Annotated in this window: 24 protein-coding genes and 3 pseudogenes; 16 read left to right on the forward strand and 11 right to left on the reverse strand. The window is 55.2% G+C overall.

Features of this window, described 5'->3' with window-relative positions:
- From IGW04_RS22010 to IGW04_RS22030, 5 genes are all read left to right on the forward strand, one after another.
- Positions 1 to 283, forward strand: a 283-nt coding sequence (locus IGW04_RS22010) for a transposase (RefSeq protein WP_194715250.1), incomplete at its 5' end; no start/stop codon positions are given.
- Positions 284 to 740: 457 nt separating this feature from the next.
- On the forward strand, positions 741 to 908 hold the full coding sequence (locus IGW04_RS26265) for a chemotaxis protein CheW (RefSeq protein WP_407672162.1): 168 nt from the start codon (positions 741 to 743) through the stop codon (positions 906 to 908).
- Between the two features lie 236 nt (positions 909 to 1,144).
- Complete coding sequence (locus tag IGW04_RS22020; protein ID WP_323744892.1) at positions 1,145 to 2,929, forward strand: methyl-accepting chemotaxis protein; 1,785 nt, start codon at positions 1,145 to 1,147, stop codon at positions 2,927 to 2,929.
- A 217-nt stretch (positions 2,930 to 3,146) separates the two neighbouring features.
- Positions 3,147 to 4,379, forward strand: a complete 1,233-nt coding sequence (locus IGW04_RS22025) for an HD-GYP domain-containing protein (RefSeq protein ID WP_194715252.1) — start codon at positions 3,147 to 3,149, stop codon at positions 4,377 to 4,379.
- A gap of 115 nt (positions 4,380 to 4,494) precedes the next feature.
- Positions 4,495 to 5,136, forward strand: a complete 642-nt coding sequence (locus tag IGW04_RS22030; protein ID WP_194715253.1) for a response regulator — start codon at positions 4,495 to 4,497, stop codon at positions 5,134 to 5,136.
- A gap of 212 nt (positions 5,137 to 5,348) precedes the next feature.
- Here the strand turns inward: IGW04_RS22030 and IGW04_RS22035 are convergent, their stop codons facing one another.
- A complete protein-coding gene (locus tag IGW04_RS22035; protein WP_194715254.1) occupies positions 5,349 to 6,374 on the reverse strand; it encodes an IS110 family RNA-guided transposase in 1,026 nt (341 codons plus the stop codon).
- Positions 6,375 to 6,502: 128 nt separating this feature from the next.
- Between IGW04_RS22035 and IGW04_RS22040 the strand changes: the two genes are divergently transcribed.
- Both IGW04_RS22040 and IGW04_RS22045 read left to right on the forward strand, forming a co-directional pair.
- Positions 6,503 to 7,528, forward strand: coding sequence for an IS5 family transposase (locus IGW04_RS22040; RefSeq protein WP_194715255.1), 1,026 nt, complete (start codon positions 6,503 to 6,505; stop codon positions 7,526 to 7,528).
- A 126-nt stretch (positions 7,529 to 7,654) separates the two neighbouring features.
- Complete coding sequence (locus tag IGW04_RS22045; RefSeq protein ID WP_194715256.1) at positions 7,655 to 8,041, forward strand: diguanylate cyclase domain-containing protein; 387 nt, start codon at positions 7,655 to 7,657, stop codon at positions 8,039 to 8,041.
- 114 nt (positions 8,042 to 8,155) lie between these two features.
- Here the strand turns inward: IGW04_RS22045 and IGW04_RS22050 are convergent.
- Positions 8,156 to 8,964, reverse strand: a protein-coding gene (locus IGW04_RS22050; protein ID WP_194715257.1) for an IS5 family transposase whose coding sequence is annotated in 2 segments (ribosomal slippage) — positions 8,156 to 8,619 and positions 8,619 to 8,964 — 810 coding nt in all. Because the reading frame shifts where the segments join, the coding sequence is not laid out codon by codon here.
- A gap of 152 nt (positions 8,965 to 9,116) precedes the next feature.
- Between IGW04_RS22050 and IGW04_RS22055 the strand changes: the two genes are divergently transcribed.
- Entirely contained in the window at positions 9,117 to 9,359 is a 243-nt protein-coding gene (locus IGW04_RS22055; RefSeq protein ID WP_194715258.1) for a hypothetical protein, read from the forward strand.
- 445 nt (positions 9,360 to 9,804) lie between these two features.
- Here the strand turns inward: IGW04_RS22055 and IGW04_RS22060 are convergent.
- The 3 genes and pseudogenes from IGW04_RS22060 to IGW04_RS22075 form a co-directional block, all read right to left on the reverse strand.
- Positions 9,805 to 10,422, reverse strand: a pseudogene (locus IGW04_RS22060) (integrase core domain-containing protein); the annotation flags it as partial.
- A gap of 254 nt (positions 10,423 to 10,676) precedes the next feature.
- Positions 10,677 to 11,696 (reverse strand): IS110 family RNA-guided transposase, encoded by a 1,020-nt coding sequence (locus IGW04_RS22065; protein ID WP_194715259.1) that lies wholly within the window; start codon positions 11,694 to 11,696, stop codon positions 10,677 to 10,679.
- 64 nt (positions 11,697 to 11,760) lie between these two features.
- Positions 11,761 to 12,380 (reverse strand): annotated as a pseudogene (locus IGW04_RS22075) (transposase); the annotation flags it as partial.
- Between the two features lie 237 nt (positions 12,381 to 12,617).
- On the opposite strand from IGW04_RS22075, the gene IGW04_RS22080 reads away from it, so the two are divergent.
- From IGW04_RS22080 to IGW04_RS22105, 7 genes are all read left to right on the forward strand, one after another.
- Complete coding sequence (locus IGW04_RS22080; protein WP_194715262.1) at positions 12,618 to 13,871, forward strand: PQQ-dependent sugar dehydrogenase; 1,254 nt, start codon at positions 12,618 to 12,620, stop codon at positions 13,869 to 13,871.
- Positions 13,858 to 14,190 carry a c-type cytochrome gene (locus tag IGW04_RS22085; protein ID WP_194715263.1) on the forward strand — a complete coding sequence of 111 codons (333 nt, stop codon included), beginning with the start codon at positions 13,858 to 13,860 and terminating at the stop codon, positions 14,188 to 14,190. Before IGW04_RS22080 ends, IGW04_RS22085 begins: the two co-directional genes overlap by 14 nt.
- A gap of 483 nt (positions 14,191 to 14,673) precedes the next feature.
- On the forward strand, positions 14,674 to 14,826 hold the full coding sequence (locus IGW04_RS26300; protein WP_456093974.1) for a KfrB domain-containing protein: 153 nt from the start codon (positions 14,674 to 14,676) through the stop codon (positions 14,824 to 14,826).
- A gap of 64 nt (positions 14,827 to 14,890) precedes the next feature.
- Positions 14,891 to 15,514 carry an IS4/Tn5 family transposase DNA-binding protein gene (locus IGW04_RS22090; RefSeq protein ID WP_194715264.1) on the forward strand — a complete coding sequence of 208 codons (624 nt, stop codon included), beginning with the start codon at positions 14,891 to 14,893 and terminating at the stop codon, positions 15,512 to 15,514.
- 225 nt (positions 15,515 to 15,739) lie between these two features.
- Positions 15,740 to 15,973: a hypothetical protein gene (locus IGW04_RS22095; protein ID WP_194715265.1), complete on the forward strand. Its 234-nt coding sequence runs from the start codon at positions 15,740 to 15,742 to the stop codon at positions 15,971 to 15,973.
- A gap of 22 nt (positions 15,974 to 15,995) precedes the next feature.
- Entirely contained in the window at positions 15,996 to 16,877 is an 882-nt protein-coding gene (locus tag IGW04_RS22100; protein ID WP_228527313.1) for a TauD/TfdA dioxygenase family protein, read from the forward strand.
- A gap of 47 nt (positions 16,878 to 16,924) precedes the next feature.
- Positions 16,925 to 17,893 (forward strand): Bug family tripartite tricarboxylate transporter substrate binding protein, encoded by a 969-nt coding sequence (locus IGW04_RS22105; protein WP_194715266.1) that lies wholly within the window; start codon positions 16,925 to 16,927, stop codon positions 17,891 to 17,893.
- A gap of 34 nt (positions 17,894 to 17,927) precedes the next feature.
- On the opposite strand, the gene IGW04_RS26270 is transcribed toward IGW04_RS22105, so the two are convergent.
- A complete protein-coding gene (locus IGW04_RS26270; RefSeq protein ID WP_194715267.1) occupies positions 17,928 to 18,026 on the reverse strand; it encodes a transposase DNA-binding-containing protein in 99 nt (32 codons plus the stop codon).
- A gap of 57 nt (positions 18,027 to 18,083) precedes the next feature.
- Here IGW04_RS26270 and IGW04_RS22115 point away from each other — a divergent pair.
- Positions 18,084 to 18,233 (forward strand): annotated as a pseudogene (locus IGW04_RS22115) (IS630 family transposase); the annotation flags it as partial.
- Positions 18,234 to 18,312: 79 nt separating this feature from the next.
- Here the strand turns inward: IGW04_RS22115 and IGW04_RS22120 are convergent.
- The 5 genes from IGW04_RS22120 to IGW04_RS22140 all read right to left on the reverse strand — a co-directional run bounded on the left by IGW04_RS22120 (position 18,313) and on the right by IGW04_RS22140 (position 26,612).
- Positions 18,313 to 19,445 (reverse strand): IS3 family transposase gene (locus IGW04_RS22120; RefSeq protein ID WP_194715268.1). Its coding sequence is split into 2 segments (ribosomal slippage): positions 18,313 to 19,193 and positions 19,193 to 19,445, totalling 1,134 coding nucleotides; the frame shifts between segments, so codons are not numbered across the junction.
- Between the two features lie 793 nt (positions 19,446 to 20,238).
- Positions 20,239 to 20,598, reverse strand: a complete 360-nt coding sequence (locus IGW04_RS22125) for a copper-binding protein (RefSeq protein ID WP_194715269.1) — start codon at positions 20,596 to 20,598, stop codon at positions 20,239 to 20,241.
- Positions 20,579 to 23,767 carry an efflux RND transporter permease subunit gene (locus IGW04_RS22130; RefSeq protein WP_194715270.1) on the reverse strand — a complete coding sequence of 1,063 codons (3,189 nt, stop codon included), beginning with the start codon at positions 23,765 to 23,767 and terminating at the stop codon, positions 20,579 to 20,581. Before IGW04_RS22130 ends, IGW04_RS22125 begins: the two co-directional genes overlap by 20 nt.
- Positions 23,764 to 25,299 (reverse strand): efflux RND transporter periplasmic adaptor subunit, encoded by a 1,536-nt coding sequence (locus tag IGW04_RS22135; protein WP_194715271.1) that lies wholly within the window; start codon positions 25,297 to 25,299, stop codon positions 23,764 to 23,766. The genes IGW04_RS22130 and IGW04_RS22135 overlap by 4 nt, the downstream gene beginning before the upstream one ends.
- Positions 25,296 to 26,612, reverse strand: a complete 1,317-nt coding sequence (locus tag IGW04_RS22140) for a TolC family protein (RefSeq protein WP_194715272.1) — start codon at positions 26,610 to 26,612, stop codon at positions 25,296 to 25,298. The genes IGW04_RS22135 and IGW04_RS22140 overlap by 4 nt, the downstream gene beginning before the upstream one ends.
- Positions 26,613 to 26,870 lie beyond the last annotated feature (258 nt).

Consider the following 26,870-nt stretch of genomic DNA (forward strand, 5'->3'; position numbering starts at 1 on the left):
GGCGTTTTATGACTTCCCGGCGGAGCATTGGCAGCATGTACGGACCACCAATCCGATCGAATCAACGTTTGCCACGGTGCGGCATCGAACCACGCGGGCCAGGAATTGCCTGTCGCGGGCTACGTTCTTGGGGCTGGCATTCAAGCTGATGGAAGAGGCAGAGAAATCGTGGCGCCGGATTCGCGGCGCCGACCGAATTCAGCCGTTGCTGGACGGCGTACCGTTCAAGGATGGCATCCCGGTGCAGGACAATCCGCCGGAACAACAGAAACTCACCGCCTGATGCTCCTCCTATGCTTCAGACCGGCCGTACACCAGATTTGACATTAGCTCCAAAGTAATGGGCACATGACCTTACCGGCACCGTTCTATCTTTAGCACGCTAACGCGACAAAACCAAAAAAAACAGCGATGAAGATTAATCATCAAAAAGATGAACATTTTTCACTCGGGCTTAAGTCATAGAATATTGTCATCAAATTTGTTGCAGCGAACGTGCTTCGTAGCCCAAAAGCCCCTTTTCCGCCGCCTTTTTCCCTCAGATTGCCACGCATATGCCAGGCTTGCGATGGATAACACCTCTTAGCATAAGCCAAAAGCTGTATGTTTTTTTCATAACTAAATATATTTCCTTGCAGAATTTATTGCTTCGTTGCACTATATTGCGTAGTGAAGTTAAGGGCAATTAAGATGATGAAAATAGGTACAAAGGTTGATGCATCTGAAATTCTCGCATTCAGATTCGGTACGAAGAACATGGCCTTAATATATTCAAAGTGCAGGAGATCCGCGGCTATGACCCTGAAACGCGCATCGCCAATACTTCTGACTTAATTAGGAAAATACTTACCCTTTACGATCTGAACGTGCCCGTTTCCGACCCCTATATCCCTTTGAATCTTAGGTAGCAAATTTATGACAATTTCATTGTTGCCATTGAATTCACAATTGCTAATCGTACTGTGGACATAGCTGTCGATGCTGTGTCGGACGTCGTATTTATGTCGGCCAGACAAATCAAGCCATCGTCGAAACTGGGTGCTGGAATAGACGCCGGTTATCTAAGCCGCTTGGAAACGGAAACGGCCGCATTATTATGCTTTTCGAATAGGCTGGCTCACGTTGCCGGATGAGATGGGCCTAATTGATTGAATTCCAGCACAGCGCTACAGCGCACATAAATTTTCCTAAATACTTTATAGAACAGCATGAAATGAAAAACTTGAAAATAGGGATGCGCTTAGGCATCGGTTTTGGCACGATCATCCTCATGATGATTGTCGTGGCGACCGTCGGAATTAATCGATTGTCTGCAAATGGTTCGACGGTGGATCGTGTTGTCAACGACACTTATAAGAAAGTCGCTTTACTCAATGATTTAACCAGGGAAAGCGATGTTGGTGCGCGCAACCTTCGCAATGCAATGCTCGCAAGGAATCCTGAAGAAGCAGCAAAATTTATCGACGCGATCGCGGTCAGTAGCAAAAAGGCAAGCGAAGCTAACAGTGCATTGGAGATTCGTCTTTCTCTCCCTAAAGGAAAAGAATTGTACAAGGCAATGAGCGTTGCCCGCGCGCAGTACATAGTGATGCGCGGCACAGTAGTTAAGTTAATTAAAGAAGGACGTAAAGAGGAGGCAACAGACTTCCTCTTTAAGGAAATACTGCCTGTTTATGCAAGCTATACAGCAGCGACAGAACGTTTGCTCGATTTTGAAAAAGAGCTGATGGATAGCGACAGTAAAATCGCAATTAATCAGGCCAATTCTGCCAGCAGAACAATGATGGTTTTATCGGCTTTTGCGACTGCATTGGCTATTTTTTTCGGCCTATTTCTTACCCGCTCGATCGTTGGACCAGTTCATGAGGCACTCAGAGTAGCAGATACAGTCGCGTCTGGCGATTTGACCAGTCACATAGAGAGCACCGCAAATGACGAGACTGGTCTACTTTTGCACGCCCTTAGGAAAATGAATGAGAATTTGGTCAAAATCGTCACTGAAGTGCGTACCGGTACGAATACGATCGCCACGGCTTCTAGCCAAATTGCAGTCGGGAACCTCGATCTATCTTCCCGCACCGAGCAACAGGCAAGTTCGCTGGAAGAAACCGCTTCTTCCATGGAAGAACTCACCTCTACCGTTAAGCAGAATGCAGACAATGCACGGCAAGCCAATCAATTGGCACTCGCAGCTTCTGACATCGCCACCAAGGGTGGGTTCGTGATAACGCAGGTGGTTGACACCATGGGCGCCATTAATGATTCGGCAAAAAAGATTGTCGATATCATTAGTGTCGTTGATGGCATTGCTTTTCAGACCAACATCTTGGCGCTGAACGCCGCGGTGGAAGCAGCGCGGGCTGGGGAACAGGGACGTGGCTTCGCAGTGGTTGCCACGGAAGTGCGCAGCTTGGCCCAGCGAAGTGCTGCTGCTGCGAAGGAAATCAAGGAACTAATTGGCAATTCGGTCGAAAAGGTGGATGCCGGCAGCAAACTGGCGGCGCGAGCCGGTAGCACCATGGACGAAATAGTGACTAGCGTGAAACGCGTAACCGACATGATGGCGGAAATCACCGCCGCCAGCCAAGAGCAAAGCGTTGGAATCGAACAGGTAAACAAGGCCATCAGTCAGATGGATCAGGTGACACAGCAGAATGCAGCCCTTGTGGAAGAAGCCGCAGCGGCGGCAGAGTCGCTGCAGGACCAGTCTGCCCAATTGGCACAAGCCGTCAGTGTATTTCAACTGGACCAAAGCCGTACTGCGGTAGCGGCCGTGATCCCGGCCTCAACACACGGTCACGTCAAAGGAAAAGCGTCCCCCAGCCTCGTGTTACCACGCAACGATCGCCCTGGGTCAACACACCTTCGAGTACCCACGCGCGAAAACGCAACCACCATCACCGCTGCTGATAGTTGGGAAGAATTTTAACTATGGATTCTTACCGGCGCTTCTGACTATTCATGCGCATGCACAACATCCACTCAATGCTCGTGCCTGCCTATGACTCCAAGGAAAAGAAATCTCCCAAGCATGTGGCAGCGGTTTTCCCGCGCCCGACGGCTCAACTGTGCAGCTTATATTTTTTTCAAGCTACTTAAAACAACAAGAGAAGAGAAGAGAAGAGAAGAGAAGAGAAGAAATCAGCATGATCAAGAAAATCTCAACACACAAGCTTCGGATCGGCATGTATGTGCATGCCCTTTCGCGTAACTGGACAGCGCATCCCTTTCTCAGAAACCGTTTTCGAATTACCTCCAGCGAGGAAATTCAGAAAATTATCGAAGCAGGCATCACGGAACTGGAGATCGATACGGAAAAAGGCCATGATCCACCCCAGGAGGCCAGTAATGAACCCGTAATTCTGCTACCTGTGCAGAAGGAAGAAGCGCAAGCCAATGAGGACGTACCGGTTCAGGCGGGAGCTGTTTCCTTTTCTGAAGAGTTGGTGCGTGCCCGACTCATCAAGACACAGGCTATCCATCTGGTACGTAATCTGATGCAGGACGCGCGACTGGGGAAAATTATTGAACTAGAGCGCGTGCAACCGGTAGTGCAAGACATAGTTGACTCCATTACCCGCAATTCCAGCGCGCTGCTTGCACTGCTTCAAATTAGAAATAAGGACGATTACACCTTTCTCCACTCTGTTGGCGTATGCGCACTACTTGCCGCATTCTGTCATTCGCTTCACAAGCACCCGCAGGAAACCTACCAAGCAGCCTTGGGCGGTCTGCTGCATGACATCGGCAAATCCCACGTGCCCGATGCTATTCTGAACAAGCCGGGACGCCTGACGGATGCAGAATTTGATGTCATTAAACGTCATCCATTGGAAGGACATGCAATTCTGTCTACCATTTCAGGCATCGGCGGAATACCGCTTGAGATAACACTTCGTCACCATGAACGACTTGATGGTGGCGGCTATCCAGATAGACTGCATGGTAATGAAATTAGTGAACTGGCCCAGATGGCTGCCATTGTGGACGTCTACGATGCAATCACAGCGGAGCGTTGCTATCATCAGGCGATCTCGCCAGCAATTGCATTAGGTAAACTTCATGAATGGAGCAATACACAGTATAGTGCCCACCTTGTACAGGCATTTATCCGCTGCCTTGGTATCTATCCCGCAGGTTCGCTCGTTCTTCTTCAGTCAGGGCGTCTCGCCGTAGTCACGCAGCAGCATCCAGAAAACCTGCTAAAGCCGACCGTGAACGTGTTTTTCAGCACCCGCTCGAATACCTATATTCCCCCGCAAAAGGTCGACCTGTCCAAAACCCCTGCACTTGGTGTGGCTGACAAGATCCTTCGTGCGGAGCCGCCAGCTAGATGGAAAGTTGATCCGCTAAGATTTCTCGAAATTAGCGAAAATTAATCGCCAAAAATAAAAAACAAGTATGATTTTAGAAAAGAAGTATTGATGCCATTAATTATGGCCTCGGTGTATAGCTGAGTAATGTGTACCTTGATGAGGCGCCTAAGATAAGTTCATGATCACCGACGAAGACATTCGGAATGCAAAAATTCTGGTCGCGGACGATTGCGAGCGCAATGCCTGGTCTTTAGAGGAAATTCTTCGTCTGTATGACTACAATCAGGTATCCGTGTGCACCAAACCGAGCCTAGTGGCCCCACTACATAGCAAAAACCACTATGACTTAATCTTGCTCGACATGCACATGCCTGATATGAGCGGGCTCAGCGTCATGAATGCGTTGCGGGCAACCGGTATGGATCCCTACTTGCCGGTGCTTGCCATTACTGCCGACAAAACGCTCATGCATACTGTTCTTCAAGCTGGAGCTCGCGATTTCGTCCTCAAACCCTATGATTTTTCCGAGTTGCGAATTCGGATGCGGAATGCTTTGGAAGTCCGCCTTCTATACAAGGCAGCAAAGGAATACGGTCGCTTGCAGAAGGAACGTGCGCTTCATGATCCGTTGACGGGCTTATCGAACAGGGTGTTACTGGAAGAACGTATTGACTACGGCATCGCGTATGCCACTCGCGACGGACACGCGATGGCACTGATGTATTTGGACCTTGATGGTTTCAAGCAGGTGAACGATTGGGCACCTCGAAAAATCTATGGTCACCCTCCTTTTTGCAAGGGTAGATTTTGGGTTTTGTGATTGGCTTGCCTAAATCTATACGGCGTCTGATTGGAGGGCGTTTCTCCGCGCCACGATGAAAGTCGCGCCCGGCAGTCCTAAAAACCTCGGCGGCTTCGAGAGCCGGTTTTTCGATCAGGTTATCTGCCAGGCCGTTATGCCGTTCACGTCATCCAATTTCTACAGTCGCAAAACCAGGTGGGTACTTCGTACTACTCAATTTTGTACGCCGCTCAGGCTGCCTTTGAAGCCTGAGCGGCGCGGTATTCGGTGTGGCGGGCAGCAAGCGCCCAAACTGTGCGAGCCAGTTTATTAGCCAATGCACAAGCGACGACATTGGAATGTCGGCGTGACAGCATCGCGCGGACCCAGTCCGCCAGCATTCCTTTCTGCTTGTCCAGACGCTGCATGTACGACCTGGCACACAGCACCAGCAGGCGGCGCAGATTCTTATCCCCTCGCTTACTAATCCCGAAGAGAGTGGCTCGTCCTCCTGTACTGTACTGGCGCGGCACAAGGCCAACGGAGGCCGCGAAGTCTCGCCCGCAGCTGTACTGCTTACCATCGCCAAGCTCGGCCGACAACAGGCTGGCCGTAATTGGCCCGACACCCGGCACCGCCATCAGTCGCTGCCCCAGATCGTCTTCCTGCAGCTGCAGCTGCAATTCCTTCTCCACTTCAGCAATCTGTTCGTCCAGGTACTTGTAGTGAGCGTGCAGGCGATTGAGAATGGCAATCAGCCGTGCTGGCAGCGGGTGTTCTGCCAGCACGGAAGGAAGGCGTTTGATGGCGGCTGAACCGATGGGAAGACTGATACCGAATTCCAGCAGAAAGCCGTGGATCTGATTGGAGGCCTTGACCCGGTCACGAACAAGCGATTCCCTTACACGATGCAGGGCGCTGAGAATCTGTTGTACTTCAGTTTTTGGTGTGACAAAGCGCATGTTGGGACGGGAGGCAGCTTCGCAGATCGCTTCGGCGTCAATAAAGTCATTCTTGTTTCCCTTGACGAAGGGACGGACGAACTGAGGACTGATGAGCTTGACTTGGTGGCCAAACGTCATCAGGTGCCGCGCCATATGATGGGCGCCGGCACAGGCTTCCATGACAACGGTACAGGGATGAAACGTAGCGAGGAAGGTAATGAGCTGCTTGCGGGAGCACTTCTTGCGGAACACCGCTTTGCCATGGGCGTCTTGGCCGTGGAGGTGGAAAGAGTGCTTCCCAAGGTCAATGCCGATCAGTATGACGTCTTGCATGATGGTCTCCTCGCTCAGAAGGTAAAAACACCTTACAAGCGTAACCGCCTGTAAGGTGGAGGGTGACCATTTCATTACCTCTGAGAGTCTGGCAAGATGTGAGCGCCCCAAACTTGACGTAAATTTTCATGATCAAGACCAGTCTGTTTGCCGACCAGGAGCGCGAAGCCAAGCTGAACAAACTTGGCGATGCGCTGCAGGTGATGGAGAAGCATGTCGACTTCGCCGCCCTTGCTGCGGAGGTCGACCTTGCGGCACCGCGCCCCAGCCGCGAGCGCGGCGGTCGTCCGCCTTTCCCCACCGAACTGATGGTGCGTGTGCTGTTGATCCAGCAGCTATTCAACCTGAGTGATGAGCAGATGGAATTCCAACTGCTCGACCGCTTGAGTTTCCAGCGCTTCGTCGGGTTACGCGCCAGCAGCCAGATCCCGGACCGGACGACGATCTGGACCTTCAAGGAGCGCTTGATCCAGGCCGGCGCCAGCGAGAGCGTGTTCGATGCCGTTAATCGCCAGCTGGCCGGGCACGGCTACATTGCGCGCGGCGGCCAGATGATCGACGCGAGCATCGTGGAGGCGCCCAGGCAGTCGCTGAGCAAGGAAGAGAAAGTCATCGTCAGCGAAGGCGCAATGCCGGCAGACTGGAAGCCGGCCAAACGGCGCCAGAAGGATATGGATGCGCGCTGGACGAAGAAACACGGCAAGTCCTACTTCGGCTACAAGGTTTCGGCCAACGCCGACAAGCGCTACAAGCTGGTGCGCAAGATCAAGGTGAGCACGGCAAGCGAACACGACACCACGCATTTCGAGGACGTGCTCGATCCCGCCAACACGAACCGGGACATCCTGGCCGACAAGGGGTATGTCGATGGCGAACGCGAAGCGCGACTGAGCAAACAGGGCTGGCGCATGCACATCCAGCGCAAAGGCAGCAAGGACAAGCCAATCTCCGAGGCCCAGCAGCGGCGCAATCATCGCATCGCCAAAACGCGTGCACGCATCGAGCACGTGTTCGCGGGCCTGGCACAGATGGGCGGCAAGACGCTGCGCTCCATTGGCCTGGCACGCGCAAGGCTGCACCTGAACTGGAAGGTCGCTGCTTACAACCTGCAGCGTCTCATCTATCTGAGGGAGGCCGGGGTCGAGGCATTCTGACGCCCGAGGTCCGTCCGGACCGCCGAAAACGAGCAGCACACTCTGAAAAAGAGGTCGGGAAACGACGACGCTAGCGCGTTGTTGGACACGTTCAAACGCTTGGCTCGCTGACGACGGCGAAATCACGTGTTATTCGAGGTGCCCGATTGTCACGGGCATTTATATGGTGACCACTTGTTGAAGGCGACAGCCCGGCGGCTTCAGGAAAACAAGCGGCAGGAAGATACGCTCGCCCGCATTGGCGGAGATGAATTTATCTTTTTGCTGCATCAGATCTCAAATAAAAATGAGGTGAGCAAGTCGGCCACCCGAATGTTGCGTGCCATGGAAGAGCCGTTTGACATTAACGGAGTAGAGCTACGTTTGACGATCAGCATCGGCATCGCATTTTATCCGGATGATGCTCACGATCGTGCATCGCTTGTCCGCGCAGCGGATAAGGCGTTATATAAAGCAAAGCGTTCGGGGGAAAACGATTACGCATGGGTTTCTCCCAAGTCGGCGTTTTCGTAAGAAAAGCAGAATGGAAAGCAAGTCTGTAGGCTGATCAAGAGGCACTGAGTTTTCGAAAACGATTTGTAAGAAATGAGACGAATCGCTTTAAAAAGACGCGATTTTTTACAGCGTCTAACAAAATGAGTTTTTTAAAGTGCGCCAACAAATAAGGGCACATCCCAGGTAAAGGAAGGCTTCGTGCATTGAGGGCAATCGTTCGTAGCGTACGCGCAGTCGTCGAAATTGATGTAGCCAGGCGATGGTGCGTTCGACGACCCAGCGCGTCTTGCCCAGGTTGCTACCGTGCGCAGTTCGTCGCCTGGCAATCTGGTGCCGAATGCCTCGCTGTTCCAACGCCAGGCGATGGGTGCGGCTATCGTAGGCACGATCTGCCTGAACAGACCCAGGCTTTTTCAACGGCCGTCCGCGCTTGCCGCGAATTGGGTGCACCCCTTCGACCAACGGCAACAACTGGGTGACGTCATGCCGGTTGGCCTCGGTCAGAATGACATTGACCGGAATCCCTTGCGCGTCGACGAGGAGATGATGTTTGCTGCCCGCCTTGCGGCGATCGGTTGGATTCGGTCCAGTTTTTTTCCGCCATGCACTGCGCGCACCGACGAACTGTCGGCAACGACACGGGAGAAATCAAGCTTGTCCGCACCCCGCAGTTTATCCAGCAGCACACGGTGGAGTGCCTGCCACACCCCAGCCTTTTGCCAGGCATGCACCCGGCGCCAGCAAGTCATGCCCGAGCCACAGCCCATCTCCTGGGGCAGCATCTCCCATGGGATGCCAGACCGTAAAACAAACAAGATGCCGGTCAACACACGCCTGTCATCGAGTGGTTTGCGGCCGGGATGGGTCTTGCGCCGCTGCCTGACTGGCAGTAGTGGCTGGATTATTTCCCACAATTCATCATCAACAAGTTCGCGTGCCATAGTGCCTCGCCACGATAGGGATCGACGAGTTGCTGTGACAGCGAAAAATCCATTTTGTTAAACGCTATAAGTTACAATCGTAATATTAACGACGACAGGAATTCGAAAGAACTGCTCGAATCCCTTGGAACACCTGGACTGGTGACACGAGCTTGAAAAAATTACAAAACAACAGCCGGCTCCATAAGGCTATGCTCTTGCCATTGATCCTGACCTGCTTTTTAGGCTGCGAAGAGTCGACACAGCAGAAAAAGATGCGTCTCGCAAAAAGTCGGGTTGACTCGTGTATAAAATCAGCGAACGAGGGGGCTAACGAAGAGGAGCGGAAACTCGTGGGCTCCGTCTGTAAAACATTACAAATTGAATTAGATAAAATAAAAGAAAAAAATAATTGAAAAAAGTGTTGGCCTTCAATTTATGGTCGGTCGGAAATTGAACTGACCCCCAGGAGTTGGAAACAATCCTGAAGGTTTTATGAGGACGTTCGGCCTCAAGTTCAAACGGAAGGTGGTCCGGGCATACCTTTCTGGCAAGGGAGGATGCAAAATCCTCGCCGCCAAGTTCGACATCGCTGACAGCCTTGTTAGGAGATAGGTCGGGGCATATCATCATCACGGCAGTGACGGGCTTGTTCGCCAGCGCTGTCGATACACGTGTGATTCAAGCTGGAAGTGCTGCACCGCCTCGCAGCTGAAAACCTGTCCTGCCGCGAGCTGGCGGCTATGTACAAAATCGGCAATCCACATAGCATCACGATGTGGCAGCGACAATATGACCGCAGAGAACTGATCTTGCCCCCATATCACCGGACACGGTCTAGCGCTTAGTTTGCGTCATTTTCTAAGCCTGACGCACCAACTCCCTCCTGTACATGCGAGGCGATTTCCATTTCAACGCAGAATGGGGATGGACCTCATTGAAGTGTTCAAAGACGTCCGGCAATTGGCTTAGAACGGCGGCCGCTGTACTGCAGTCCATCTGGCTGACGTAGTCTCGCTTGAGCGTATTGACGAAGCTTTCGGCCATGCCATTGGACTGAGGACTGCAAACCGGTGTATGAGTCGGCGTCAGGCCCAGCTGCTTGGCGATGGCATGAGTCTCATGAGCGCGGTAGGCGCCACCGTTGTCGCTCAAGAATTCCAACGTACCTGGGCTGGCATCGACGTCGCCAAAGCGTTTTTCCACCGCTTCAATGAGCATTTCGCGTACTGGCTCTCCCGGCAGGCCGCGGCCTGACCAAGCACGCCAGGCGATGATCTCGCGATCACAGCAGTCCTTGGTAAAGGTGCCGGTGACGACCTGGCCATTGTCGCAGGCAATCTCAAAGCCGTCGGAACACCAGCGCCGGTTGAATTCGGTCACTGCCACTTTGCCTTCATGGGGACGACTACTGAGGCGGCGTTTGGGCGCCTTCGGCAGCAACAGGCCATACTGCTTCATCACTCTGTAGTACCGCTTGTCGTCTAATTGCAGTCAAGTAGCTGACATCATATTTTCTCCGTCAGTTAAGTCATTCGGCACACGCTCTCCGCTGTTTCGTTGTCGTCTTCGTGATCACGACTGTTTCGTGTCACCACATGCTGCCAGAATGTATAGTCGCTGTGACGTTCCAATGTGATTCCCGTAGTCCATTCAGCTGCAAAGCGTTACAAGGAATCGCCACGGCGACGTAATCGGTCAGAGAGCTGTACCTGATTGTTCGATATGCTCTGCTATGCCGAGCTGAGGACGAAGTCTTTGTCCTGCCGCCATAGCGTGAGCAGTACCGTAGCTAGTTTGCGTGCCGCCGCAACGGTTGCCTTTCGCAAACCACAACGAGAAGCAAGCCCAAGCGCCCATTGCCGCAATGCGCATTCTTTCTTCAGTCGGGTAATCATTATGCCGGCTGCCTCGAACAGCAGCTGCCGAGTCAAAGGACACCCGGTTTTGGATATATTGCCTTGTCGGTCTACATTTCCGGACTGATACTTCTTCGGTGTCAGTCCGAGATACGGTCCAATGTCTTGCAGTCGCTTGAAGCGCGCGGGATCGTCTACCGCTGAGGCAAAGGCGACAGCGGTAAGTGAACCCACACCTGGAACGGTCATGAGCCGCCGGCAGACATGGCTGACGCTGGCAAGGCGAGCAATAGCTTTGTCGAAGTCCCGGATCTGTAGATTTAAATGACGCCAGGTATCAAGCAACGCGTGGATCACGTATTGGATCAGCGAGGAGCGCGGTGTTTGGGACAGTACCAGCTGCTCGAAGGTCATTCCTTTACCCGCTGGCAAGACAACACCAAAGGTTTTAAGGGTGCCCCGTATCTGGTTGTACATGGCCGTACGCAAACCTACTAGCTTGTGGCGTGCGCGCAGGAGCAGTCGCACTTCATGACTTGCCATGCTTTTGACTTCGACAGGACGATACCAGCCGGTCCGGGTCAATTGCGCAATACCATGCGCATCGTTAGTGTCAGTCTTGTTAAGCTGAGTCGTCAGGACAGCATGGACATGACGGGCATGGATACAGTGAATAGGCACACCCAAGTGCCGTAGTCCATGATAAAGCCATACAGCCAGCGGGCCAGTTTCCATACCGGCCCGCTGGAGCCGAGGCGCGTGTTGCTGCAAGACTGCGGCAATCGAACCTGGAGAAGTATCACAGCTGCCACGCCAAAGCTGCCTACCGTCCTGGTCAATAACGCAAATTGCTGTTGATTTCTGCGAAACATCCAATCCCACATACTGGTCCATGTTGCCCTCCACGGAAGGTAAGTCCAGCCATTAGAGCATGCAGTAAATGCAATTACAGCATGTGGTTGACCGTAGACAGGCCAATATGGCTGCGCGTGCGATTGGCCAGTGCACCAGCACGGCGGTAGCCATAGGTCGGCAATGAAGCGATTTCAGCGCGCACTGCATCGACCAGCAAGGCATCGGAATCCGGATCGACACAGGCAGCGGTGCGGCCATCGACCCAGTCGTCAGGCCGCTGTGCTTTCTCATGCACATTGGAGCGCGCCACCCCGAGTGCAAGGCAGACCGTCTTCACTGGTCGTCCTTGCCGCACAAGGGTGAGCGCGCAATCCACTTTCGCTCTCGAGCAAGCTCGACTGCCTCCTTGAGAATCTCGTTCTCCATGGTCTTCTTGCCCAGCAGCCGCTGGAGTTGAGCAATCTGTGCGCGGGCATTAGCCAGTTCGCTGGCCGGCACGACCGACTCACCGGACGCCACAGCAATCAACGCGCCTTCCCGGTCCAGCTTGCGCCAATTGAACAACTGACTGGCGGCGACGCCATGCTGTCGTGCCACCAACGACACGCTCACGCCGGGTTCGTAGGTCAGGCGAACCAGGTCTGCTTTCTCTTGGGTGGACCAGCGCCGGCGCCGCTGCTCGCTCACGGTGACTACTTCGATCTTTTCGTTAGTTCTAGTCATATTCACAGTCTTATTCCTATGCGTAAGATAACGCATAAACTGTATCCGGCGTTCTAGAGGGCTATCTCATTCAACACGTTCAAGCACTTGACAAGTTTAGTGACTTAACTGAGTTATCTGAAATAACAAATAGGAGGAGTTGATTGCCTTCAAACCTTGAAAGGGAGAAATAGATTAAGCTGACTTGCAGTAGCGCATGATCTCAACACAAATATTCAAAATTCTGATGGAGACAAGATGAATATCAAGGGCCCTATCGTTGCCTCGGTCGTTGCTCTCTCTGTGCCGCTGGCCGCCATGTCACAGGACAACATGAAGAAGCTGGAGAACTTCCAGTCCACCGGCGCCAATCTCAATATGGAGACCATTCCCCAGACGGGCGCCAAGGCCGAGGCAATCCGTAACAACCTGAAGAACATCAAGCTGCCACCGGGCTTCAAGATCGACCTGTATGCCATCGTCCCGGATGCGCGCCACATGGCGGTCGGTCCGTCGACTGGCATCCTGTTCGTCGGCACCCGCAAGACCCAGATCTGGGCAGTGACCGACCGGGCCAAGACCCGCGTGGCGGATGAGGTCAAACCATTTTCGCCTTCCATCAGCATGAAGGTGCCCAACGGCGTGTGCTTCTCGCCGGACGGCATTCTGTATGTGGCCGAGCATAACCGGGTGCTGGCATTCCCGGCCGCCGAGTTCTTCTATGAGGGGCCGGATGTGGCCGCGGCCACCGTGGTGCCGCAGGGGCAGCTGATCCCGGTGGAAGAGGAGAGCTTCAATCACGGCGCCCGCACCTGCCGCATCGGCCCGGATAACAAGCTCTACATCACCATGGGCAATCCGTTCAACGTGCCGGCCAAGGACAAGCTGCCGATCTATGCGAAGACGGGCATGATGGGCATCCTGCGCATGGACCGGGACGGCAAGAACCGCGAGGTGTTTGCGCAGGGCGTGCGCAATTCCGTGGGCCTGGACTTCAATCCCAAGGACAAGACCCTCTGGTTCACCGACAACCAGGTTGACGGCATGGGCGACGACACGCCGCCGGGCGAAATCAATCGCGCCACCAAGGCCGGCCAGCATTTCGGCTTTCCCTGGTATGGCGGCGGCAAGGTTCGCACCGTGGAATACAAGGATGACAACCCGCCGGCCAACGTCGTCTTCCCGCAAGTCGAAATGGCCGCGCATGCAGCCGACCTCGGACTGACGTTCTATCGCGGCTCCATGTTCCCGGCCAAGTACCAGGGCGGCATCTTCAGCGCCCAGCATGGCTCGTGGAACCGCACCACGCCAGTGGGCGCCCGGGTGATGTACACCTCGCTGAAGGCCGACGGCACCGCCGACAAGACCGAAGTGTTTGCCGAAGGCTGGCTGACGCCTAACAAGGAATACCTCGGCCGCCCGGTGGATGTGGCGACGCTGCCGGACGGATCGCTCCTGGTGTCGGATGACTATGCCGGCGCGATTTACCGGGTGTCCTATGCAGCGCAATAAGCAGGCCGTCGCCTTGCTGCTGGCGGCGCTGGCCGCTGCCGGCAGCGGCCCGTCGCTGGCGGCGGACATGGCAGCCGCCAAGGCGAAGGCTGGCCAGTGCTTTGTCTGCCATGGCCCCGACGGCGTAGCCAAGGTGCCGGATGCGCCCAATCTGGCAGGGCAGAATGAAGGCTATCTGGTCAAGGCGCTGAAGGACTACAAGTCGGGCAAACGCGAGAATGAAATGATGAATGCCATGGCCAAGAACTTGTCGGACCAGGACATTGCGCTGGTGGCGGCGTACTTCAGCAGCATCGTCATCACGGTCAAGGCGCCCTAAAGCGAGGCGCGTAGTCAGTGCCTGCGCGCCATGCCGGCTGCGCATGCCGCATGTGGCCGTTCCGTACAGCCGGGCATCATCGCCTTATCTTCATGATGTCCGGCTGCATTCGGAAAGCTTGAGACTGTTATGGACTTCAGAAAGAGGCTTGGAGCAACCATAACTTACCCATATGCGGTGTTGTGGCCCTCGTTAGTCAATCAAAAAATTATCGCCGCAATAGAGTTGTGTCGCCGGCCAAGTCAATAACGGTACCGGCGTCCTTTCAGCCAGTCGCGCCTGACAACCGAAAAGATTTTGAAAAACGGCCTTCGCAAACCAATGGCAGGGCGATCAAAGCTGTCCCCACATGCTTGTACCCTTACCAAATACAGCCGTCAAAGATCTTACCCTTGCCAAAGCGGCAGCGTTTCTGCTTCCCTCCACGATGGAGTTCAGGAAAATGAACGAGCAAAGTGGCAGCTATTCCGGAAAGTGCTTGGGATGGACGAGACCTATGTGTACCGGGACGTAAGGTGCAATACTATCGCACGGCACCAGCGTGCACTCCTTGAAGCCTCATTGCCTTCCCTCGAGGGGCGATCTATTCGGGTGCAGTACAAAGATGGTAGCGCAACGGTCACTGATACCGCCTAAGGCAGCTCGTTACACATAACTGAATCTGCAGCTGCTGGTTTTATAATTTTTAGTGGAGGCAGTCATGAGCCAGGACTGGGCAGCGCAAGAACTGGCAGGAATCGATTTGGGCGCTGCGCGGCTTAACAAGCGTTCCATCACGCTATTGGATCGGCTGGCAGACAAGCCGACGGCCAGCAATCCTCATGCCTGCAATGGCTCGGTTGAAACGCAGTTGGCCTACCGATTTCTGGCGCAGGAGGATATTGGCTGGGAAGATATTCTTGCATCCAGTACGACGGAGTTGGACTTTAACGGCCAGCAGACCGAAGGCCTGGGCACGCTGAGCTTTCCTGCCCAGCGCGGCATGTATCTGCATCAAGCTTATGCAGTCAGCCCGGAGCGTGAACCGCTCGGCGTGCTGGACGCCTGGATGTGGGTACAGGATGCGTCAAAGATGGGCAGTCGCAGTCTGCCGGCCGGCGCCAAAGAAAGCTGTCGCTTGCTGGAAAGGTATGCACGCCTCGCAGAGCAAGTCAGCTTGCTGCTGGAGACGCGCCTGGTGTACGTGACAGATCGGGAAAGTGATTTCCTTGACTGGATGGTCCAGGCCAGCGCGTTGGGCACGCCGGTGGACTGGCTGATTCGTTCGGCCCATAACCGCAAACTGGTCGGCCAGCAGGAGAAGCTGTGGGGTGGCTTTGCCTAGGCACATGGTCTTGGGGAGCTTCGGTTTTATCTGGCAGCGGGTAAAGGGCAGAAAGCACGCCAAGTTGTGCAGCAGGTGTCGGCCCGGCGTTGCACGCTACAGGCACCGGATGCACAGGCCATTGAGGTCACTGCGGTATTAGCACAAGAGACAACGGACCTGACAGCGTTAAACCGATCCAGTGGCGTCTGCTGACCAACCCGGTGGCCACGACGCTGGAAGCAAGTGCAGAACTCATCAATTGGTACCGCTGCAGATGGGAAATGGATATCTTCTTCGATGAGTGGCGTTAGCATAAATGAATTTCAACGATTAGCGCAGCAAGGTATGATTAGCGAACTTCCAAAAGTTCCGGACGAACTTCATACGCAAACTCTACAAGTTGTGCGCATTGATTTTTTAGCAATTCACTACAAGGGATTGCTTGTCGTCTTCATCGTCGACGACATTTCTTCTTGATTAGATCCAGCCTTCAAATCGCATGCGCATTCCTTCGCCTGCGCATGTTTATAAAGAGACAAGCATTGACATGACAAAAATTCAAGTAAAGCGGGTGGCCGGAGCTCTCGGTGCAGAAATCCACGGAGTAAATCTCTCCCAAAGTCTTTCCCAAGGGCTTGCTGCCGAAATTAGGAGTATCTTTCTCGATCACGGTGTCATTTTTTTTCGCGATCAAGATCTGACGCCTGCTCAGTTTCTTGCTTTTGCCGAAAGCATGGGACAGCCGATCGAATACCCTTTTGTGAAAGGCGTCGACGGTTATCCAGTCATCATCGCCGTGGCCAAGCTCGAACATGAGCGCCATAACTTTGGCGGGATATGGCATTCCGATACCACCTACCTGGAGCAACCGCCAATGGGTTCCATGCTCCTGGCCCGAGAAATTCCACCCTTTGGTGGCGATACTCTGTTCTCGAATCAGTATCTCGCTTATGAGTCGCTGTCCGACCGCATGAAGCAACTCCTAGAAGGGTTGGTAGGCGTTAGTACATCGGCGAAGGCAGACGTATCCAAGACCCGGGAAGATCGGATTTCATCCAATGGCCGTGAAGGCGCAAGCAAGCAATATGTGGCAGAACATCCAGTCGTCCGTACGCACCCGGAGACGGGTCGGAAGGCGCTTTATGTGAATGTAGCTCATACGGCATATTTTAAGGGCATGACTGAGGAGGAGAGCGCCCCTATCCTTCAATACCTGTTCCAGCACCAGATAAGACCTGAATTCACCTGTCGTTTCGTATGGCAGCCCGGATCGCTAGCATTTTGGGACAACCGCTGTGTACAGCACAATCCAATTAATGACTACCACGGATATCGCCGGATCATGCACCGGATTACCCTGGCGGGTGACACGCCGCGCTGAGCGTCATCAGCATTACTATATACGGCCACCTAACAAAGGGACTAACTATGCTTAAGCAACTACATGTTGCCGGCCTGCTTGCTGCAATACTAATCAACGCCAACGCACTGGCGCAAAATTTCCCGGAAAAAACCGTTTCCATTATCGTGCCGCAGACGCCAGGAGGCGCATCGGACATCATAGCTCGTACCATTGGAGCAAAATTGTCCGAGCGGTGGGGGAAGCCGGTAGTGGTGGAGAATAAACCTGGGGCGGGCGGCAACATCGGCACCGATTTCGTGGCCAAGGCGCCAGCCGATGGGTACACCCTGCTGATGAGCTATGTCGGCACCCAGGCGATTAATGGGGCCATTTACAACAAATTGCCCTATGACCCTTTTACGGATTTTTCGCCAATAGCAACTGTCGCAACCGTGCCGTTTGTACTGCTCGCTAATAACAATCTCCCGGCTAAGTCCGTGCAGGATTTGATTGCCTATGCCGCATCGAATCCTGGTAAGGTTAATTTCGGATCGGCTGGCAACGGTTCGCTCAATCACTTATTGGGTGAAATCGTCAATACTACTAAGGGCGTGAAGATGGTTCATGTACCCTACAAAGGCGCTGCCGCGGCATTAACCGATACCATCAGCGGGCAGATCCAAGTAACCTTTAGCAGCCTGCCGTCGGCCGCCGGTTTTATTCGCAGCGGCAATCTGCGTGCGCTTGGCGTGACCGGGACGAAGCGTACGGCGAAATTTCCATCCATTCCGACCCTTTCTGAAGGAGGAGTTTCTGGGCTTGAGTTGAGTCCATGGTTTGGCTTATTAGCTCCAGCTCATACGCCGGCAGCCGTGGTTAAGAAAATTAATGCCGATATCGCAGATATTGTGAGCCAGCAGGATGTGGTTGAACGGTTAGCTGCGGTAGGCGCCGATGCCTATACCATTTCCCCAGAAGCGTTTGCCAATCTGCTCCAAAGCGATATTTTTAAATGGAAAAAAGTTGTAAAGGCCTCCGGAGCACATATTGATTGAATTCGTGCATTCAATAACCTTTCATGAAGTAAGATCATGCTGCTGATATGATGGGCTTGTTGAGCCGCGCATCGCCCAAGTCGATGCCTGCCAGTTCTTTCTCCGCCCATTCCTGGCTCATGACTGCCTCCATCGAAAATCATAGGACGGGCAGCTGCAGATTTAGTTGTGTGTAATGGGGTGCCCTTAGTCGCCACATCTGAACCCGGACGAGCAGGTCTGGGCTCATGTCAAGCGCCGCGTCAGCAAGCAAGCAGTGCAGGGCAAAGAGGACATGAAGAAGCTGGCACTCGGCGCGTTACACCGCATTCAAAAACTGCCTCGGCTGGTCAGAGCCTTCAAAGGTGGCCCCGTTCGTTTGGACAGAGACTGGCAAGGCTTAAGTGGAACCTTACTGATGATGGGTCTTTCCCAGTGGCCTACGCTGCCCGTTGCATTGCAGGGAGGTGCTTGAAGTAAAACGCATCTGGCGTCATGCCGTCAAGCGAACTATGAGGCCTGCGGCCGTTGTAGAAGTCGATATACCGTCCAATCCCGCTGCGCGCAGCACTGACTGTCTCGTAGGCGCGCAAGTAGACCTCTTCATACTTGATCGATTTCCAGAGCCGCTCTACAAATACGTTGTCGCGCCAGCAGCCCCGGCCATCCATGCTGATGGCAATGCCATTTTCCTTGAGGAGCTGGGTGAATTCCTGACTCGTAAACTGGCTACCCTGGTCGGTGTTGAAGATGTCCGGCTTGCCGTAGCGGTGGATTGCTTCCTGAACCGCCTCAATGCAGAAGTCAGTGGTCAGTGTGTTCGACAGGCGCCATGCCAGAACGCGGCGGCTGGCCCAATCCATCACGGCAAACAGATAGACGAAGCCTCGCTTCATTGGGATGTAGGTAATATCCGCGGCAAAGACCTGGTTCGGCAGGCTGATATCCATCTGGCGCAGCAGGTACGGATAGACCGCGTGAGCAGGATGGCGCCGGCTGGTGTTGGGCTTCTTGTACACCGCTTCGATGGTCATGTGCTTCATCAGCGTCGTTACATGTTTGCGGCCAATCGCATGGCCGTCTTGTCGCAGCATGTCCCGTAGCATCCGACTGCCAGCAAACGGGTATTCCAGGTGCAGTTCGTCGATCCTGCGCATGAGCTCCAGGTCCGTTTCACTGGCCTGCTGAGGACGATAGTAGGCAGTCGAGCGCGCCAGGGAGAGGATCTGGCATTGCCGTGTCACCGGCAGAGCATGGCTACGGTCGATCATTTCTTTGCGCTCAGCAATCCCGCTTTGGTGAGCGCGCTTCCTAAAAAATCGATTTCCAGCGCCTGCTGCCCAATCTTTGCGTGCAACACTTTCAGGTCCGGCTCGTTCTCCTTCTTGCTGGCAGTACCGTCGAATACATCAGCAGCCCGCTCCAGCAGCTGCCGCTTCCATTCGGTCACCGGGGTCGGATGGACTTGGTACTGCTCAGCGATTTCGGTGAGCGTCTTATCGCCACGTAATGCCGCTACGGCCACCTTGGCCTTAAAGCTGCCTGAGTGGTTCCGTCTGCTTCTCTTTGTCATACGCTTGCTCCTGTATTCGGCCTTGCGACCGAGATTTTGAAGCAAGGTTTCCACTTATCCATCTGCCCGAATTCCCGGGACCACTTCTCCGGCCCGCTGGAGCCGAGGCGCGTGTTGCTGCAAGACTGCGGCAATCGAACCTGGAGAAGTATCACAGCTGCCACGCCAAAGCTGCCTACCGTCCTGGTCAATAACGCAAATTGCTGTTGATTTCTGCGAAACATCCAATCCCACATACTGGTCCATGTTGCCCTCCACGGAAGGTAAGTCCAGCCATTAGAGCATGCAGTAAATGCAATTACAGCATGTGGTTCGCCGCGCACTGGCCGGGCAGTATCCGCAAACGCCTGAGCAAATCATTGACGCACTGGAAGCGACAGTCAGTGGATGGAATCAGTCTCCCACGCCTTTCCATTGGGGCGGCAAACGGTATGCACGGCGAAATCGCCAGCGTCAACGTCAACATGCTTTGGGTGGATCCGGGGCGTGTACACGGTATCCCATACGCGCCCGGCCTAGCAGGTTGCAACAATATTTAAACCGAGGCAGTTGCCAAGTGACCCACTAGTTGTCGGAGCGCGATAGAAGTGGCATCGATAGCATGACATCATTTCCGAAGCGCTGAAAAAAGTTGCCGTCACGGCGATTTTGCGTGCTTAGCTATCGCAAGCAGACGTTCGTGCCAAGCCCAGCGCACAGATCCAGTCTCGTAACTGTTAAGTCATATGGTTTGCCGAAATTCTGCAAACAAGTGCGCTGTGTGCGACTTTGTCGTAGAGCACGTCCGAGTTCGTTATTTTTGCACGGTCAGTGCTGTAACGGTCGGCTGGTTTTCTACGTTTTCGATGGTGACTTTGACCTTGTCTCCCTCTTTTACCGCTGAAAGAAACGATGCGTTCTCGACAGCAAAAGTCATCGTCATCGCGGGCATCTCGACCGTTTTGCTCTTCAAAGGGCCGTGCTTGAGCGTGACGGCTTTTCCTGCCTTATCTACTCCTTGCACCACTGCTTCGTTTGTGCCCAGGCTTGCGCCTTTGGAGGCGCCCATTTCCATGGATCCCTTCTTCATGCTGCTGTTCTGGTCGGCGTATACATTCAGTGCAAGCAGGGCGAAGCCAAATGCAGCGGTGGTTTTAATGAGTGATTTCTTCATGGGGGGACTCCTTTGTGGATGAGGGTGAAAATTCGGTAGTGCGCCGCAGTTTGCGCTCCTGCAGGAGGCGCCAGGCGGCAGGAATAACAAAGAGGGACAGCAGCGGCGCCGTAAGCATGCCCCCGACCATCGGTGCAGCCAGCCTAGACATTGCCTCATGGCCCGCTTCATGGCCGAACATCAGCGGAATCAAGCTGGCCAGGATGACGGCAACCGTCATGGCTTTGGGGCGGACACGTTGTACAGCGCCTTCACGGATCGCCTCGACAATCAGTTCCCTGGTCAACGGGCGTCCGGCGTCCAGCCGCTGCTGGAGCGCATTGCGCAGATAGACCAGCATGACCACGCCGAACTCGGCTGCCAAGCCCGCCAACGCGATGAAGCCGACGGCGGTGGCAACTGAAACAGCGTGCCCAAGGAGCCAGATGAACCAGAAACCGCCGACCAAGGCAAAAGGCACAGTCAACATCAACAGGAGAGCTTCAGCGACTGACCGAAATGCCAGGTACAGCAGGAGAAAAATGAGCAGCAGCGTGGCCGGAATGACGCTTTGCAGCCTCGCGGTAGCGCGCTCCATACTCTCGAACTGCCCGGACCAGCCAATTGAATAGCCGGGTGGAAGCTTAATTTCCTGGGCGACGGCCGCCTGCATCGCCCTGACTGCCGAGAGCAGATCCGTGCCGCGCACATCCACATAGACCCAACCGGCAAGCCGGGCATTTTCGCTGCGTATCATGGGTGGTCCGTCAGTCACGCGCACGTCTGCTATGTCAGCCAGCCGGATCTGCGCCCCCTTGTCCGTAACGACGGGAAGCTCCCGCAAGGACTGCACAGAGTCCCGGTACGCTTGCGGATAGCGCACGTTGATGGGGAAGCGCTGACGCCCCTCAATGAACTCGCCAACATTCTCCCCGCCGATCGCTGATGAGACGACGGATTGGACGTCCACCACTGACAAGCCGTATCGAGCGGCCTGCGCGCGGTCGACATTGACATCGATATAGCGTCCACCAGTGAGCCGCTCCGCCAAGGCGGAGGTCACCCCGGGCACGTTTTTCACCGCCGCTTCGACCCGGGCTGCGATTTGGTCAATTTGGCCAAGATCTGGTCCGGACACCTTCACACCAACAGGCGTCTTGATTCCTGTCGAGAGCATGTCGACCCGATTTCGGATAGGCGGCACCCACACGTTCGACAGGCCCGGAACCTTGACGACCCGGTCCAGTTCCTCGACCAGCTTCTCCGGGGTCATCCCGGCCCGCCACTGGTCTTTTGGTTTGAACTGGATGGTTGTCTCGAACATTTCCACCGGTGCGGGATCCGTGGCTGACTCCGCACGGCCGGCCTTGCCGAACACCGTAGCGACCTCGGGCACCGTCTTGATAAGCCGATCCGTCTGCTGCAGGAGTTCACTTGCTTTGGATGCGGAAAGCCCCGGCAGTGCCGAGGGCATATACAGTAGGTCCCCTTCATCCAGCGCAGGCATGAACTCGCCGCCAAGGCGTGAAGTAGGAATGGCGGTCAGGGCAAGGGCCACAACAGCAATGCCAATGGTCCAGCCCGGCCACCTGATGCTGGCTTCCAGTAATGGGCGGTAGACTCTAATCAGCACACGGTTGATGGGATTGGAAGCCTCGCTGGGAATGCGTCCGCGAATGAAGTAGCCCATCAGGACCGGAACCAGGGTGACGGCCAAACCGGCAGCGGCAGCGAGTGCGTAGGTCTTGGTATATGCCAATGGCGAGAAAAGCTTGCCCTCAGCTGCTTCCAGCGCGAACACTGGAAGGAATGACAAGGCAACGATAAGAAGCGAGAAGAACAACGCCGGCCCTACCTCAATGGATGCGGCAATTATTACGTCCCATCGTTCTTTATCATTGATTTTCCGGCTCGGGTGGGCATGCGTATAGGCCTCCAGGTGCTTGTGAGCGCTATCGACCAGGACGACTGCGGCATCGGTCGCTGCGCCGATGGCAATGGCAATGCCGGAAAGTGACATCACGTTGGCATTGACGCCCTGGTATCGCATCACGATGAAGGCAGCGAGCACTGCGACTGGGAGCGAGACAATGGCCACCAGCGAACTGCGGAAATGGAACAAGAAGACTGCACAGACGACGGCGACCGCAATAAATTCCTCGATGAGCTTGCTGCGAAGATTGCCCACCGCAGCGTTGATCAGGTTCGATCGGTCGTAGGTAGTTACCACTTCAACGCCATTGGGTAGGGATGCCTTCAACGTCTCCAGTCGCGCTTTGACTGCGGCAATGGTCTCCAGCGCGTTTTTTCCGGTGCGCATCACGACCACGCCGCCGGCGACTTCGCCCTGGCCATTCAGTTCGGCGATACCGCGGCGCATTTCCGGCCCCAAACGGACGGTGGCCACGTCGCGTAGCAGGACGGGCGTCCCAGTGTCGCTAGCACTCAGAAGCACATTACGGAAGTCTTCCAAAGAGCGCAGATACCCGCGCGAGCGCACCATGTATTCCGTCTCGGCCATTTCGACGACGGAGCCGCCCGTTTCCTGGTTAGCTTTGCCCAGCGCTTCGAGTACCTTGGCGTGCGAAATGCCGAATATACGTAGCTTGTCCGGGTCGAGGACGACTTGGTATTGCCTGACCATGCCACCGATGCTGGCAACCTCGGCAACGTCTGGAACGGTTTTAAGCTCATACTTCAGAAACCAGTCATTCAGCGCCCGTAGCTGGCTCAAGTCATGTTGGCCAGTGCGGTCGACAAGGGCGTATTCATAGACCCAGCCTAGCCCTGTGCCATCCGGCCCGAGTTCCGCCCGTACACCCTGCGGCAGGCGGCTTTGCACCTGACTCAGGTATTCGAGCACCCGAGAACGCGCCCAATACAAATCGGTGTTGTCGTCAAAAAGCACATAGATGAACGAATCCCCGAAGAATGAATATCCCCGGACTGTGCTGACGCCTGGCACGGATAACAGGGCGGTGCTGAGCGGGAACGTCACCTGGTCTTCAATGAGTTGAGGCGACTTACCGGGCAACGACGCCCGGATGATTACCTGGGTCTCGCCAATCTCGGGCAAAAAGTCGAGAGGCAACGTCGCTACAGCCCGCACGCCGACGATCAGAATCACTGCGGTCGCCAATAACACCCAGACCCGATTGGCAATAGATGTACGAATGATCCGTGCAATCATTTCTTAGTCCCGGCAGCGGGCACGACGCTCTCCAGCACGTACGAGCCGTTCTTACCTTCCTTGAACGAAAACTCGAATTCCTGGCCCACCTGGGCATGGGAGAAGGCGTCCGGGCTTGGCTTGGCAAAGTCCATGGTCATCGCCGGCCATTTCAACTCAGGAATAGGCTTATGGGAAAAGGTAATACTTTCCGGGGATACCTTTTCGACCTTGCCGAGACCGCGGTAGACCGGCGACATGCTCGTGGAGGTGGGCTCGGAAACCGCACTTCCTTGTGCTCGTGCTGCGCTGGCTAACTTTGGCAGAACTCCCTTGAGGCTGGCTTCCGAATCAATCAGGAATTGCCCGGAAGCGACTACCTTCTGGCGTTCTTGCAAGCCGCTCAGGATTTCGGTGTCGTCGCCAATATCGCGCCCAGTCGTAACCGTCACCGGCTGCATGCTGTTGTTGTCGCCGGCGACCAGCACCACCGATCGCTTCCCCGTCGTGATGACAGCTTCGGTCGGCACTAGCAGCCGGGAAACCGGCTTGTCGGCACCGAGACGAACGCGCATGAGCATTCCCGGCGTCAGGCTGCCGTTCTTGTTGTCCAATTCAAGGCGGGCTTGTACGGTCCGCGTGCTCGTGCTGACACCCGGCAGAATTTCGCGCACCTTGCCGGTATATTTTCGATTCGCATCGCCAGCAGGCGCAGCTTCTACCGACATACCAGCCCGTGCTGAACTGGCCAGGGCTTCCGGTACTTCCGCAACCAGCCAGACCTTATTCAGGCCGGCGACTTTCGCCACAGTCATTCCCGGAGACACCATTGCGCCCTCACGCACTGCCAGCTCAGTGATGACGCCCGTAACTGGCGACGCCAGCGTCAGGTGGCTCTGGGCTTTCCCGGCACGCTCAGCCTGGGTAACCAGTCCCGGAGGAATGGAAAGGGCCTGCATCCGCTGGCGAGAGGCCGTAGTCAACTCGTCGTTCCCTGACCGTTTGAGCGCCAGGTATTCCTCCTGTGGTCCAATCCAGTCCGGCACGAACAGCGAGGCAATCGGCTCGCCGCGCTTGACGCGTTGCATCGGTGCGCGCGCATACAGTTGGTCGATATAGCCGGTCACTCGGCTTTGAACGACTTCAGAGATGCTTTCGTCGAATTGAGTCGTGCCGACCACCTCAAAGGACTCTCGGGTTTCCGCGCGCCGTACGGTGGCAAACCGAATGCCCAAGTTCTGCTGCAGTGTCGAGGTGACCTTCACGCCAGCATCGGACCCGGCTTCGTCTGCATAGACTGGGACCAACTGCATGTCCATAAACGGGGACTTGCCCGGCTTATCAAATTTCTGGCCAGGCACCATCGGGTCGTGCCAGTACAGCACTTTTCGGCCGGTGTTTGGGTCAATCTTGTCGCCGGCTGGTGCGGAAGCGGCGGCCGGCGTGGCAGATTTCCCTATGCCTTGGTGCATGCCGACCCAGTAACCGCCATAGGCTAGTCCGGCGCCAGCCATCGCGAGAGCCAGTGCTTTTGCTGCGATGTTCGATTTCATTGGTCGATCCTCCGGATACCTGCATGATCATGCGGGATAACGTGGTATTCGAGCTTGGCCCAAGTAGTGGCCGCCTCTTTCTCGACATCCAGCACTTGCATCTGCGCGTCCAGGGCCATCCGTTTGGCGTTGAAGACCGCCGCTAAGCTGCCGGTGCCCGACCTATAGGCCGCCATGGCCAACTCGACCTGCTGGTTTGCCGTGGGCAAAAGCTCCTTTTTCAACCGGGATACCCGCTCTTGCAGGCTGGACAGGGTCACGGACTGGTCTTGGAGCTCGGCTTGCAGCTCCCGCAAAGCATCTTCGTATTGCATTCGGGCCTTCGTGCCAAGTGCTGACTTTTCGGCGATGTCGCGGTCCTGTCTCTGCGCGCGGTTGACTGGAATTGGGATGCTGACGCCGACCGATACCATGTTGGAATACTGGCTGCCCCTCTGGGCGAATCCGGCTTCAAAGGACCAGTCCGGCCGGCGTTCTGTCGTGGCCACCGTCGTCTCGGCGTCAGCGAGGGTGATGGCTCGACGTGCGCTCAAGAGCATCGGATGGTATTTCTCCAGTTCTTCGACTGGCAGACTTGGCACATGAGAGGTTAGGGGCGGAAGAGTACCGACCACGGTTTCGACAGGGACCGCGACCCAGCGAGCCAAGGCCGTCCGGGCGCTTTTAAGCACTTGCTCCTCTTTCCGGGTGCGGTCCTGTGCCTGCGACAAAGCCAACTGGGTTTGAAGGACGTCGGCAGCGCCGGCTTTCGCGCCACGCAGCGCCGCTTGCCCAGTGGCTAAGTCTTGGCTCGTTTCATTCTCCAAGCCCTTCAGCAGTTCAAGGGAACGCTTGGCAAAGAAGAGGTTTATCCATGCAACAGCCGTTTCCTCCCTCACTTTGGCGACGTTGGTCAGGTAATTGGCTTCCTCGGCATCAACGGCGCGTTCCCCACGTTCAACGCGTGCGGTGCGCTTGTCGGCAGAAATCCACTGCTGCTCAATTCCGACACGGCGCTGAGTCATGAAATCGCGCGTCAGGCTGTACCTGTCTGGTCCTGTCACGGGCAGGTTGTCGACGCCAAATTTCAGCATCGGGTCCGGCAGTTGGTTAGCCTTGGCCACCATTTCCCGGCTTGCCTGCACTGAAGCGGCGGCTGCTTGGCTCGAAGCCGATCGCTGGGTTGCGAATTGAAGTGCCTGGCCCAGGGTAAGGGCTGAGCTTTGGGCGTAACCGAACGCCGGGATAAGGATTAACACCACGAAGGTGCCCAAGCGGTAGGGGTGACGCGCGTGGCTATCGAGCGCCGGCGACGCTTTGACATTAAAAAACATGGATTCTCCTGTGATGGGACGTGCGCCAGCAGCGGCAAGATGCCGGCCGGCGAATCAGCAGAAGCTCAGGTCAAATACGAAGTCGTAGCGTTCGGAGGTATGGCGGGTCGGTCCCCGACTCAACGGGAACGTTTCCCTGCGCAGTAGCGAGGACATGCGGGATAACCAGCGAAGGTGCCGGCATGATAGACGTTACGGTAAGCGGTCCCAGGGCAGGCGTTGTTGCCAGGTGCTCGAGCGCTAACTGGATGCCAGCCT

Origin of the sequence: Noviherbaspirillum soli (genome assembly GCF_015352955.1) — a bacterium.
Lineage (GTDB): Bacteria > Pseudomonadota > Gammaproteobacteria > Burkholderiales > Burkholderiaceae_D > Noviherbaspirillum_A > Noviherbaspirillum_A soli.

Bases quoted from the DNA above. Each gene is read 5' to 3' on its own strand.
- IGW04_RS22025 (WP_194715252.1), top strand. From the start codon at position 3,147: ATGATCAAGAAAATCTCAACACACAAGCTTCGGATCGGCATGTATGTG.
- IGW04_RS22030 (WP_194715253.1), top strand. From the start codon at position 4,495: ATGATCACCGACGAAGACATTCGGAATGCAAAAATTCTGGTCGCGGAC.
- IGW04_RS22035 (WP_194715254.1), bottom strand. From the start codon at position 6,374: ATGCAAGACGTCATACTGATCGGCATTGACCTTGGGAAGCACTCTTTC.
- IGW04_RS22040 (WP_194715255.1), top strand. From the start codon at position 6,503: ATGATCAAGACCAGTCTGTTTGCCGACCAGGAGCGCGAAGCCAAGCTG.
- IGW04_RS22065 (WP_194715259.1), bottom strand. From the start codon at position 11,696: ATGGACCAGTATGTGGGATTGGATGTTTCGCAGAAATCAACAGCAATT.
- IGW04_RS22080 (WP_194715262.1), top strand. From the start codon at position 12,618: ATGAATATCAAGGGCCCTATCGTTGCCTCGGTCGTTGCTCTCTCTGTG.
- IGW04_RS22085 (WP_194715263.1), top strand. From the start codon at position 13,858: ATGCAGCGCAATAAGCAGGCCGTCGCCTTGCTGCTGGCGGCGCTGGCC.
- IGW04_RS26300 (WP_456093974.1), top strand. From the start codon at position 14,674: ATGGACGAGACCTATGTGTACCGGGACGTAAGGTGCAATACTATCGCA.
- IGW04_RS22090 (WP_194715264.1), top strand. From the start codon at position 14,891: ATGAGCCAGGACTGGGCAGCGCAAGAACTGGCAGGAATCGATTTGGGC.
- IGW04_RS22100 (WP_228527313.1), top strand. From the start codon at position 15,996: ATGCGCATTCCTTCGCCTGCGCATGTTTATAAAGAGACAAGCATTGAC.
- IGW04_RS22105 (WP_194715266.1), top strand. From the start codon at position 16,925: ATGCTTAAGCAACTACATGTTGCCGGCCTGCTTGCTGCAATACTAATC.
- IGW04_RS26270 (WP_194715267.1), bottom strand. From the start codon at position 18,026: ATGGAGGCAGTCATGAGCCAGGAATGGGCGGAGAAAGAACTGGCAGGC.
- IGW04_RS22125 (WP_194715269.1), bottom strand. From the start codon at position 20,598: ATGAAGAAATCACTCATTAAAACCACCGCTGCATTTGGCTTCGCCCTG.
- IGW04_RS22130 (WP_194715270.1), bottom strand. From the start codon at position 23,767: ATGATTGCACGGATCATTCGTACATCTATTGCCAATCGGGTCTGGGTG.
- IGW04_RS22135 (WP_194715271.1), bottom strand. From the start codon at position 25,299: ATGAAATCGAACATCGCAGCAAAAGCACTGGCTCTCGCGATGGCTGGC.
- IGW04_RS22140 (WP_194715272.1), bottom strand. From the start codon at position 26,612: ATGTTTTTTAATGTCAAAGCGTCGCCGGCGCTCGATAGCCACGCGCGT.